At 53.5% G+C, this 11,796-nt stretch carries 8 protein-coding genes and 1 pseudogene; 7 read left to right on the top strand and 2 right to left on the bottom strand.

Annotated elements, in window-relative coordinates; genetic code table 11:
• The first annotated feature begins 114 nt into the window (after positions 1-114).
• From WCS52_08800 to WCS52_08775, 6 genes and pseudogenes are all read left to right on the top strand, one after another.
• On the top strand, positions 115-1,689 hold the full coding sequence (locus tag WCS52_08800; protein ID MEI6167281.1) for a hypothetical protein: 1,575 nt from the start codon (positions 115-117) through the stop codon (positions 1,687-1,689).
• A 64-nt stretch (positions 1,690-1,753) separates the two neighbouring features.
• Positions 1,754-2,545: a galactosyltransferase-related protein gene (locus WCS52_08795; protein ID MEI6167280.1), complete on the top strand. Its 792-nt coding sequence runs from the start codon at positions 1,754-1,756 to the stop codon at positions 2,543-2,545.
• A 42-nt stretch (positions 2,546-2,587) separates the two neighbouring features.
• Entirely contained in the window at positions 2,588-3,784 is a 1,197-nt protein-coding gene (locus WCS52_08790; GenBank protein MEI6167279.1) for a glycosyltransferase family 4 protein, read from the top strand.
• Complete coding sequence (locus WCS52_08785; protein ID MEI6167278.1) at positions 3,738-4,760, top strand: hypothetical protein; 1,023 nt, start codon at positions 3,738-3,740, stop codon at positions 4,758-4,760. Before WCS52_08790 ends, WCS52_08785 begins: the two co-directional genes overlap by 47 nt.
• 30 nt (positions 4,761-4,790) lie before the next feature.
• A complete protein-coding gene (locus tag WCS52_08780) occupies positions 4,791-5,642 on the top strand; it encodes a hypothetical protein (protein ID MEI6167277.1) in 852 nt (283 codons plus the stop codon).
• Positions 5,643-5,845: 203 nt separating this feature from the next.
• Positions 5,846-6,135, top strand: a pseudogene (locus WCS52_08775) (cation diffusion facilitator family transporter).
• Positions 6,136-6,137: 2 nt separating this feature from the next.
• Here WCS52_08775 and WCS52_08770 read toward each other — a convergent pair.
• Positions 6,138-6,950 carry a DNA/RNA non-specific endonuclease gene (locus tag WCS52_08770; protein ID MEI6167276.1) on the bottom strand — a complete coding sequence of 271 codons (813 nt, stop codon included), beginning with the start codon at positions 6,948-6,950 and terminating at the stop codon, positions 6,138-6,140.
• A 298-nt stretch (positions 6,951-7,248) separates the two neighbouring features.
• Positions 7,249-8,316 (bottom strand): uroporphyrinogen decarboxylase family protein, encoded by a 1,068-nt coding sequence (locus WCS52_08765; protein ID MEI6167275.1) that lies wholly within the window; start codon positions 8,314-8,316, stop codon positions 7,249-7,251.
• A 268-nt stretch (positions 8,317-8,584) separates the two neighbouring features.
• Between WCS52_08765 and WCS52_08760 the strand changes: the two genes are divergently transcribed.
• Complete coding sequence (locus tag WCS52_08760; protein MEI6167274.1) at positions 8,585-11,602, top strand: hypothetical protein; 3,018 nt, start codon at positions 8,585-8,587, stop codon at positions 11,600-11,602.
• Positions 11,603-11,796 lie beyond the last annotated feature (194 nt).

The following is an 11,796-nucleotide window of genomic DNA, read 5'->3' as shown; positions in this document are numbered from 1 at the left end:
TGATAGGGTTTCCGCGAGTTGGTATAACCCGGACATGAGGGATCGCGAGAAAAGCAATCAGGAGGAACGGGTCCGGCAATTCCCGGGGCTCCGGCAGGCCGGCGGCAGCAGGTCATGAAGCGGGGTCGAATCTGCGTGGTTGGCGTTGCTTTGGTTTACCTCCTGGTATCGCTGGCCTTGTTGCCCGGATTCCTCCATGCGATTAATGCTGATGGAATTTCCTACATCTCCATTGCCCGCCGCTATCTCGCAGGCGACTGGCATGGCGCTATCAACGCCTACTGGGGTCCGCTGCTCTCATGGTTGCTCGTTCCGTTTCTGGCGCTAGGGCTCGATGCGCTTCTGGCGGGCAAACTGCTTTCGATCGCCATCGGCCTGGCGACGATTCCCGGGATGTATGTCCTGGCCGCACGATGCCACTTATCCGAACGCCTGCGCCTGGTCGTCATGGCGTCGTTATTGCCCGCGCTGTGGCTGTTCACCTTCCAGAAACTGACGCCTGATTTTTTAATGGTTTGCGTCCTGGTCTGGTATTTAGGCGTCCTTTTCGGGCCCGGGTACCTGAACGGAATCCGGACGGCGGTTTGGGTCGGCATACTGGGTGTGCTGGCCTATTTCAGCAAGGGCTACGGATTCTACTTCTTCATTGCCCACCTTTCCCTGATGACGGTTCTGCTCTGGCTCGGGGCGGGGGCAGCGGCGGGGCGTCGCCTTGCGGTCTTGCGCGCCTATGGGGTGGCCCTTTTTGTTTTGGTCCTGCTCAGCAGCGGATGGATTGCGGCCCTGTCGGTTAAGTACGGACATTTCACTGTATCTACTTCAGGTCGGAACAACAGCACGTTATTGACGCTTGGTAACGCTGATCCCCTATCGTTATCCTGCCGCAGTTTCAGGGCGCCTTCTGATGCTGCCGCGATCAGCATGTGGGATGATCCGTCCGTGATGGTTATCGTATCAAGCGGCACGTCCTTTCCCCCCTCGGTCGTGATTCGCCATCGCGGGCATGCGGTTTTGCAGAACCTGAAACTCATGGCGGGTATGATTCAGCAGTACTCTCCATTGACCGTTGTCATCATTGCCGGGTCGATTGTGTGTTGTGTACGCAGGCGTCGGGCTTGCCTGCAGCCGGGAGGAACAGCGTTACTTCTCGCCACCCTGATGCTGTATTTGGGCGGTTACTTGCTGCTAATCGTTGAATTCCGCTATCTGTTTATCAGCCTGGTTCTGCTGGCCCTGTTGGGGGCCGGAATGATCTGGAATCAGGAAGCCCGGGGTGTTCTTGCCGGAAGGTGGCGGATCGTCGCCTGTGTTATCCTTGCCTTGTCGATGGGTGGGCCGGCGGCACTGCAGACCCGCGTCCTCTACGGGAAGGCGGAAGGGGTGGCGGTATATGAGTTGAGTAAGCGGCTGGCGAGCCAAACCAGGCTGGTTGGCAATATTGCCTCCAACAAGAACTGGCACCAGACTCTTTTCATTGCCTACCATCTTGGACTGCGTTTCTTCGATATCAAAGGAGCGACGCCCGACCACGAGATTCTTCCCGCTCTGGCCCGTTTGGGCGTGAACGCCTACTTTGTCTGGGATGAAACCGCAGAAGAGCATGCGCGTTTCAGGAACTTGCCGGAGATGACAGGCGGGACGATTGACGGGCTCAGGATTTATGATGTCAGTGGTCAACCGGTTGACTGATTGACACGCATAGGGCAATGCCATATCTATGAAAATCATGTGTACTAGATCGCGACCCCCTGACGTGAAAACCATCGCGCGGTTCTTTGTGGCGTTGCTGGATATCAAAACTCCCGTAAAAGCGTTTGCCGCCATTCTTCGGCTCGTCAGGGCAAGGCGTGCGGCGAAGAGACCGGAAGAGCTGATTATTGTGGTCCCCTTTCGTAACCGCGAAGAGAATCTCAGACAGTTTGTTCCGCACATGGCCAGTTTCCTGAAAGGAATCAAGTACCGTGTTGTCGTCATCGAGCAGGCGGGGGGTGACCTGTTTAATCGGGCCAAACTGATGAATGCGGGGTTCAGCCTTTACCAGGACCAAAGTGTTTATTTCTGCTTTCATGATGTCGACTTGCTGCCGGAATCGGCATCATGTAATTACGCCTATCCCGTCATGCCGACTCATCTTGCCGCCCATTGTTCGCAGTATGAGTACCAGTTCAGCCCTTTTTATTTCGGTGGCGTTCTCTTGGTGAACAAAGAGGACTTTTGGCAGGTTAACGGGTTCAGCAATCAATACTGGGGGTGGGGAGCGGAAGACGATGACCTAAGAAAGAGGTTCGGCCAAACCTGGGCCATCCCCTTGACCTGGAGGATGGGCCGATATCAGTCTATTGAGCAGGTGGCTTCCGGTCATCCCCGCGCTCATGAAGACGTCAAGCGTCGTGGGAATCCAGACTATCAGGCAAACTGCAAGCGATTGGGGTCGGGAAAACGCCTCCCCTATGATTCAAGAACTGAAGGACTGTCCGATTTGAAATTCGAGCTCCTCGATACGATCCGGGGGGATGGGTTCATGAAACATATCGTGCGGCTTTGAGAATGCCCAAGAACTTTACTGGCCGTTTCCATCAGGGATAATATGAATATCTGCTATCTAGTCCGCTCATTCAGCACTCAGGCAGGGACGGAGAGTCATGTTCACTGTATGTCAATGGCGCTGGCCAGGTTGGGACATACGGTGCATATCGTGTCCTCAACGGGAAGAGGGCGACGTCACTTTGAAGGACTTGAAGATCAAATATTTGTCCACCACTTGGACTTCAGGGAAGATGCATTCAGGGGTTGTGGGCTACTGGATCGTGTCATCCCCTTATCTGTCTGGCGTTACGGGCAATTAATTAGTGGCATCCTCCCCGCCTTGATCAGAAGGCATGCGATTGACATCATTGAAGCCACAGACTGGGGGCTCGATGCATGGGCCTATCTGGGCAGACGCAAAGTCCCTGTTTGTGTGAGACTCCACGGCTACCCGGGCTTTAAAGATGATGCCGACCGGGGGAAACTGAAACAATGGCCCAGGAACCGTCTTCTTTGGTCTCTCTTCAGGAATCATCTTCTAGGCGCTGATCTTGTGACGGGGGTATCTGAAGACTATATCCGCTTTGCCCGGAATGCCTGGGAATTGAAAGATCGAGATATTCAGCGCATCCCCATCAGCGTCAACCTCGATATCTTTCATCCAGCAGACACTCCCCGGGAAGACCAGGCCATTCTCTTTGTGGGCCGGCTGGAAAAGTCCAAGGGCATCGAGGTGCTCGCACACGCATTTCCCCTGGTGCTACGCGAAATGCCCCGCGCCAAACTCTATTTGGCGGGCCAGGATTATCGCTATAAGGACAGCCAACAGACATGGTCGCAGCATTTGATCGACGTTTATGGGAAGGATCGAATTGTCTACTTGGGTTCTCTACCCACACAAGAGCTCGTCCACTATTATCGATTGGCGAGCTTCTGTGTGGTGCCTTCCTTGTATGAGCCCGGAGGGACCGTGATGTTTGAGGCCATGGCTTGTGGCTGCCCCGTGATAGCCAGCAAGGTGGGCGGCCTCGGTGAGGTCATACAGGACCGGCAAACAGGACTGCTGATCCAACCGGCTGAGAGCAAAGCCCTTGCCGGGGCATCGGTTGAATTGCTTCAAAATCCCCTCCTGAGGCATCACCTCTCACAGCAGGCCCTTGAAGCTGTTCGATGTGGTTTCGACATAAACCGAATCGCCCGCCAGACACTTGATGCGTATAGGCAAGCCATTTGCAATTTCAAACCCCGCAGCAATTAACCGTATGAACAACGATCAGGTATTTTTATTTCTGACTCACCTCTACTCAGAAGAGATTGCGGGGGAATTTGAAAAGCTGCAGGATGCTACTAAGGCCCTGGGGACGTGCATCCTCCTTTATCAGCAGAAATCCGGCAGACCCATGGATCGCAGGTTCTTGAGGTTTCCTCATTACATCCAGACCGACATGGATCTGGTGAAGCTGTCGGACGCACCGTATTTTGCCGATTCACCGGCATGCTTCAAACCCGACAGATCCTTGATCGCCTTCTCCCGGAAACACAGATATGGCTACTATTGGTTGATTGAATATGACGTTCGATTTTCCGGGAACTGGGAGTATTTTTTCCGCTATTTCTCTGAGAGCCATGAGGATTTCCTGACTTCTCATATCCGTCGATATCAACAAGAGCCCGATTGGTACTTTTGGGGTCTGGGCCGTTTTGACGAGAAAGTGGATTTGGCGCAAGCCCTTCGCTCCTTTAATCCCATATTCAGGATTTCCTATCCAGCCCTGGATTATGTCTACCAGATATACTTGAAAGGATGGACGGGGATCTATGAGGCGCTCATCCCCACATTGTTGTTTCAAGGAAACTTCACTTTGCGGGATTTCGGGGGAACAGGTGATTTTGTTTTGCCTCAGGACATAAACCGATTCTATCTGGACTCATCCAGCTGTGAACTTCTGGATGGAAAGACCATGCGCTATCGCCCGCCGCACAACTCCTTGTCCGGCTATCCTGCAAACAAGCTGGTCCATCCGGTAAAGCCGCGGTCGATGCACTCGTCGTTGAAAACAGCAGTTGCGAGGTATGTTGATCTTTCCCGTGTCATCGCCGATTTGCTTCGGTTTGTGCGCGTCACTCGTTCGAATGGGCTCCATGAAGCCTGGCGCCTTGCCCGAAGCCGGGTTAGGAGATCAGGAAAGGGGCGCTATCCTCACTTCGATGACATCAGTCACGGTGCCGGGTAGATTTTACTGCAGGAAGATGGAGATTGAAACATGATGAATTGTGAAATAATAACCGGGCTATGGGCCTCCTTCTTGATGATGGCGCTTGGCGTGGTCGGGTACTTGAAAATCCGAGAGGGACGGTATTATCGGATTCGCCTCTTAGCCACGGCAAGTTTAGGCGTGATTGCCATTGCCGTGGGGTTGATGCGTTTGGCCAGTTCCGCCAGAACACTCGACTTGATCGGTCTTGCTCTGCTCGGACTGGGGGTCGTGGCCTTTGTTCAGATATATTCTGCTATTTGTGAAGTGGCGATAACCTGGTGTGGCCGCATACCATGTGTAGTCAGGTTACTAACGGCCAAACATATCAGACTCCTCAAGGAGATCGTGGACATCATCGAGCGGGATAAACTGAACTGTTTGATCGGTGGGGGGATGGCTTATGACGCCCTGATGACGGGATATTTGTCGCATATTCCCGATGACTTGGATGTTATTTGTCTCAGTCAAGACGCACCTGCCATTTGGGATGCCCTCACACGTGCGGGCTTTGTCCTTTCAATGCGACATCCTCACCAGATTACGGCTCGCCGGAAGGGCGACGTTGTGGTTGATATTTTGGTCTGGCATTCTGGAGAAGGAGGGAAGGTTCATCGATTTCAGTTTCCTGATCTGTTTGTGATTCCGGGATCCCTCTTTATTGAGCGACAGGCCGTTCAACTGAACGGAATCTCGTTTTTCGTCCAAGGGGCCAGTATGTTGGCATGCATTGCTCCGTGGGCGTCGAGATTACATCATCGTGTTTTTCTGCAATCCGCATCAGGGCAACTTATGCCGACGGGGCAAGCTCAAAGGCGCGAGGCTTTAATTAAAGTTCTCGTCACCGAATTTGACGGGTAATGACTGTTGCGGCCTAACTTCCTCGCCCCCACGCTTGCGCCATTGACAACCTCCGGCCTTCATCTTTACATTCTGCGGTTAACGACCTCATGAGAGACCGGATCAAGCGACCTGTGAACAGGTGCGGCTGGGCCTGAACGGCAGTGGGATTCACACCCCGCGGGACTATGAAGTTTTGCGGGGCGTTTTGTTCAGGAGGTAATATGGAAACCGGTTCTAACGATATTCATAAACGCAAGGCAGGGGTTGCCGCGCTATCCATTCTTTCCAACGCCACGCTCGTTGGGATTAAACTCCTGGTCGGACTCCTGATCGGTTCTGTTTCCGTCCTGTCCGAAGCCATTCATTCGGCCGTCGATCTCGTTGCCTCCATCATCGCCTTCCTGTCCGTCCGGACCTCGGCTAAACCGGTCGATGCCCGCCATCCTTTTGGACATGGAAAATATGAAATTCTTCGGGCGCCATTGAAGCCCTGCTGATCTTTCTCGCCGCAGTTCACCACATTGCCCTCGCAGCCTCAGCTTCGAATCGTTGCTGAAGGTCCACAGGCATCATGGAGAAGAAATCGAGGCCGGTTTCTTTTTCAATTTCATCAATACTGGAGAGGTACTGTTGCGCTGACTCAGTCCCCGTGACGGTTTGTGGCATGATGAACGCCAGTACGCACGGCTGTCCGCCTTCCTCCCTGACGATGATCTTGAAGCAGGCATCAGGGACGTCCTCGCCACCACTCAGCCGATTGCGGGTATGGAATATGGGCCCATCAATGACCCAAATCTGTCGAAAACGAGGAGCGTACTCCTTGATTTCGGTCTGCTCCAGTCGTTCCCAGATCTGCCGGTTCAGGGCAGGTCGTTGCGGGAGGATATTGGACATCAGGAAGGTCTCAAGTTGCGCTTTTGGGCCATAACAGACCGCAATCGCATAATTAGGTGCCATGTGGCCCCGGTCATAGCCGCTTGCGCTGTAATCATGGGGGTTAGCGCGGGCTGATGTCCGGGAGTCCGTCTGAAACCCCTGTGGCCGGGGTGGGGCTTGGTAGCTATCCGGACGGAATAGCCGGTAACATACCCACAAGGGGTCCTTGCGGCTTTCGCTGTAGCCGACCAGGTAACCGGTATTGGTCAGTACGGTGATCGGGTAGCTTGCAGTTTGTCTGGGAAGGCCCGCGTAACTGTAGCGGTCGCCCCAATGACCCGAGACGGCTTCGGGCGGGGTAGGGGTGGGTTGACTGGGGCGTTCAGTAGTGGGGATCAGCAGATAAGCGTAGCTTCTGAAAAGCTGGCTAATAAACTTTTGCGGCGGCAAGGTGCAGGTGCTTCACTCATCTTATGACGATCAAGATCGCACTTTTGGTGGATGATGGGGCGCCGGTGAATCCGATGTTTTTCCATGATCCGCCGTACGCCCGCACTCTAGTCTGAATAAAATCCGAGGCTTGATCATCTAATTACTAGGGTGAGAGTTCAGTCAATTTTTGGGAAAAAGAGCAAAACAATGAACAATATAATGAAAGTATTCGGGGTGGTGCTGTCGATCATGCTGGCTGGGTCTGTGACAATGGCGGATGGATATCGTGGCGACCGGAAAAAGGAAACGCTACTGACTAGTACTGGCCCAGTTTCTTCGCGTGCGCCACAATCCGGCGAAAATCCTCCAGGCTCACGCTGGAGGGCACGGAGTGATCCGAGGAGAAGATGTAGCCGCCGGATTCTTTCATGCGCGGAATCACGCTCTCCATCTCGGCGTAAATCGCATCCGGCTTGTCCCACAGCAGGGCGTTGATGCCACCATGGAAGAGCAGTTTGTCGCCGAATTTCTTCTTGAGCTCCACGGGATTCATCCCCGCCTTGACCTCCAGGGGGTTCAGCGCATCCATTCCAATGTCCAATAGCTCCGGGACGAAGGGATTGACGTCGCCGCAGGAGTGCAGTCGCGCCTTGATTCCCTTGGCGTGCGCCCACTCCACGGCCCGTTGATGATAGGGCTTGAGCATCTCCCGATAAGTTCCCACGGAAAAGAACTGGCTGAATTTATAGCCCATGTCGTCCGGCCAGCTGATTTCGTCAAGGGTGTAGCCCGCCTCCCACGCCATATCCAGCAACGCAAGGCTCATGTCCAAGTGATGCGAGAACATGTCCATGCACCATTCGGGATCTTCCGCCAGAGCCATCAACAACCGTTCAGTTCCCACCATCCAGGAGTGGGTGACATCAAATCCGAACCAGAGTCCGCCCGATAGCCAATGGCCTTTTTCACGCCAGGTCCGGTAGTTCTGGCTCAGGTAATCCCAGGGGACGCGGTCCCGGGTTGGCGTCATCCGCTCCCTAGCGTGTTTCCAGCTGACCGGATCCACAATGGTGAAGTCAAGGAACTCAGGCGTGGAGTTCGCGTGCTTCCACTGCTTCATAGTGACGCCCCACTTGCTGGTGTAGATCTTATGGTCGGCCGTCTCCTCGATCACCTTCTCCTCGTAGCGGGGGGAGTTGTCTGGGGTGAATCCGGAGAGGTGGTCCAGATCAAAGAAATCCTCATAGCTTACCTCCTTGGGCATGCCTTCCGCGTTCCAGCGCTCAATAGTGCTGCTCCAAGGGAGATCAATTACAGGGATGCGATCCGCATCGCGATGCTGATACATGCGGGTAAAGCGCTCATGGGTGGTCATCGGTTTCATGTCAGGCTCCTCTTTGTTAAATTTCTTTTAGTGGCATCGAAGCGATAGCAATATCGTTTATATTATTAATATATTCAATTGACTGTATCGATGATGTTTTTCAAATATCGATATGTTTGAAATGGCACTCTCCATCGACCGCGGCGAGCGTTCGCGCTTCTGAAATGAAACGTCCCATGTTATGTTCATGCTTTGCGTGAAAACGAAGGGACATTCGGGCTCAGAACCCAGGTTTCGGCTGAAATATCAACTATGAGGGCGGATCGGCATGGATAAGGAAAGTCGACATTACAAGGAAGATGGGCAGGCGTTGTGGATGTTGCTGGTCGGAGGGATGGTACTGCTCGGGCTGGGATTGCGGATTTTTAAGGCTTGGACCATCCAGTTCTCTCCGGATTCCGATCATGGCATTGTGTTTCTCATGACGAAGCACATGGCATCAGGAGTTGATTTCCCTGTTTTTTTCTATGGCCAGCCATACATGGGGAGTCTGGAGCCTGCAGTCAGCGTTTTGGTATGCCGGATTTTGGGTTTATCCGCGTTCCATGTGTGTCTTGGCACCGTGCTAGCCGGTATCACCCTCCTGCCTCTAATCTACCTCTGGGGCCTTAATGCTGGTGGTCGTCGTGCTGGGTTTGTGGCCCTTCTGCTGGCGCTTGTGGGATCCAATACCAACTTCCATTACTCCGTTGCCCCTCGTGGAGGCTATATGGTCATGATGGTGTGTGGCGTTGGTGCCGTCTATCTTGCCTGTAGAATTGTCACTCAGATGCGCGAAGGGCAGCGGGTGCGGGCATTTTCCTTTGTGATGCTCGGATTGCTGGCAGGCATGGGGTGGTGGTCAAACCAATTGATGGTAGCGTTTCTCTTGACCGCTCTCGTAATTTTGCTCTCAGGGTTTTCCTGGCGCCTGGTAAGGGAGGGAGCACTTCCGGCGCTTTTGTCTTTTTTTGCTGGAAGCGCCCCTTGGTGGATTTGGAATGCGACGCACCACTGGGGTACGTTTGAGTTCAAGGAAGCACTGGGCAGAACGCCGCTCGCTAGAGGAGTTCCGGCATTTTGTGTGACGTTAGTGAAAGCCATGGACCTCCAGGTACCACTGAATCTTTGGAGCGTAGCGGTTTTGTTGCTGACAGGGGCCATGGTGCTGTTGTTTCTGATCCTTCTCCTTCATGATTGGATCCGCCGGAAGGATGGGGATCGGTTCTTTTTCAGACTGGCGGCACCGGTGTTGTGTCTTGCATTGGCCGCCGTGAGTGTGACATCAAAATACATCGAGGCAGATGGAAACTGTCGGTACCTGCTACCTCTGTTCCCCGCTGTGGCCGTTATGATGGCGTGGAGTGCCGATTGGCTTATGAAACACAGGCTGGCGTGGTTGGGTTGGATTCTGGTGGTTATTCTGATTCCTGCGCACTTGTATTCCCTGCCGAAAATGATTGCCGATCAGGATTACGGACGTCAGGCTTGGGCCAATGCCGGCGAATTGACCCGTACAATCCCCCTTCTGTGTGATGGCTCCTGTTATGGCGATTATGGTCTCCATTGGCTCAATTATGCATCCGATGAAAAATTATGTGTCGCGACTATGCCATTGGAACGGTACGCCCCATATGCCCGGCGTGTCGAACTGGCCGATCATCCCGCTATTCTGAATGATTATTGCCAGCTACATTCTTTTCTATCCTATTCCGGCGGACGATGCCTGGAAAGGGAGGTGGCCGGGGTTCATGTGGATTATGCTCTGACTCCGCCGCCGAATGACTGGCGCTATCTCGATGCGGCAGCTCTCCGGTATGTTCGGGACGACACGGGTACCTCCTTCCTGAATGCGCTTACCGATAATACGATGCACACCTCATGGTCAATATCGCTAAAACGGGATGAGAAGGGCGAATTGAATGTGGAATTTGACAGGCCGCATATTTTGTGCGGGGTACGCTTTGTGAGTATGGAGGGTGCGCCGCCAGGCTTCCTTAAGATTGATGTCCAATCTGCAGGCAGTACAAACTGGTGCGAGGTGCTTCCTTGGACTGCACCCGGCGGCTATTTCTGGTCCGGTTCCCATCTCAAACTGGAAGGGATTCAAACATTTGAGGAGATCCGTTTTGTCTGCCCGAGCGGTGGTGTGGCGCGATTGCGAATGAAGTTCGGGTTGGCGGACAGCCGTCCCCGGACTATCAGTTTAGATGAAATCATGTTTTTGGAGCAGGCCACACCGTCAGCTGGGATTGTACCGTCAGTGGACGCGTGTCTATCACTATTACGGGAGCATAAAGTGCGACAATTCCATGGACCACGCTGGATTACGGAGCGGCTCGCTTGTCGGGATACAGACGTCATCATGGTTGATAGCCCATCGTTAATCAAACGCTCTTTACTGGACTTACCGATGATGGATTCAAGCCGGGCCACCAAGGTGCTTTTTAAAGAGAAGACAGGATTGCTGATGGATTCACGTGATGCCCCCCGCTGTCGGTTGGTTTTGGGGAAATGCGGCCTGCAATGGGCGGAGACACAACTGGGGGCCATGACTTTGATGGTTGTGTCGCAGGCCACGGATGAGGATGACTGGATTCAGCATACCCCTGTTTTCTGGACAGAGCAGGGATGTTTTGCCGAGGAGCCAGTTCGGACGCTAAAGAAAAGATCGGAGTGGGTGTTTCAGCAGGCGATGGCCAAAAGAGCTAAAGGGGATGTTGGGGAGATGATGGGAACGCTAGGCAGGGCGATAGCGCTCTATCCATGCCATCAGCCTGCTATGCGTGCGCTGGTGGATGCGCTGAAGGCTTCCGGGAGGCAGGAGGAAGCGGGGATTCAGGAGGCCATCCTTTTCAGGCAGACCCAGCCGGTGGTTCCCTCAGAGGTTGTTTATCCAGGCGGAATCCGGTTTCTGGGCTTGACGCTTTCCACCAATGAAGTTGCTCCGGGACAAGGCCTTGATGTCACCTACTATTGGACATGCTCGGCTTCTGTCAAGACGCCCTTGTATAACGCTTTCGTGAACTTTCAAAAGGGGAAGGATCGTTTCCAGGATGATCATGTGCTATTGGGTGACCTGCCCGCCGAAAACATTGAGTATCAACCGTTCAGCGAAGTGTTCTCCTATACTCGACGCATTAAGGTACCGTTTTCGGCCTCACCGGGTGAGTATAGGGTTGTTATAGGGATAGTGAATCGCGTCACCAAAGAACGGTTGACGCCAGACACCCGCCTGAATGTCAGGAAAAAGGGTGTTGAACTGCCGGTTGTAATAAAGGTTCTCGAGCTGAAGCACGGTGCCTGACCGTGCTCACAGAACGAGGGCCTCAATTTTCAATGGCGTCACCCTGCCAGATTACTCCTTGACCGCTCCGTCTTTTTTTGGTTCCTGAATCACCGGTTTCGTCGCTCTGGCCCGATGCTTCTGGTCCAAAATCTTAAACCATCTTTTCGGGGGTGTTTTTATATTGCGCATCTGTTTCGAGGCTGATTCTTTAG

The sequence above is a fragment of the bacterium genome, assembly GCA_037128595.1.
GTDB lineage: Bacteria > Verrucomicrobiota > Kiritimatiellia > CAIKKV01 > CAITUY01 > JAABPW01.
The sequence above is the reverse complement of the archived record's forward strand: the minus strand, read 5'-3'. Positions and strand labels throughout refer to the sequence as shown.

Coding starts and splice junctions, on each gene's coding strand:
- WCS52_08800 (MEI6167281.1), top strand. CDS start 115: ATGAAGCGGGGTCGAATCTGCGTGGTTGGCGTTGCTTTGGTTTACCTC.
- WCS52_08790 (MEI6167279.1), top strand. CDS start 2,588: ATGAATATCTGCTATCTAGTCCGCTCATTCAGCACTCAGGCAGGGACG.
- WCS52_08785 (MEI6167278.1), top strand. CDS start 3,738: ATGCGTATAGGCAAGCCATTTGCAATTTCAAACCCCGCAGCAATTAAC.
- WCS52_08780 (MEI6167277.1), top strand. CDS start 4,791: ATGATGAATTGTGAAATAATAACCGGGCTATGGGCCTCCTTCTTGATG.
- WCS52_08765 (MEI6167275.1), bottom strand. CDS start 8,316: ATGAAACCGATGACCACCCATGAGCGCTTTACCCGCATGTATCAGCAT.
- WCS52_08760 (MEI6167274.1), top strand. CDS start 8,585: ATGGATAAGGAAAGTCGACATTACAAGGAAGATGGGCAGGCGTTGTGG.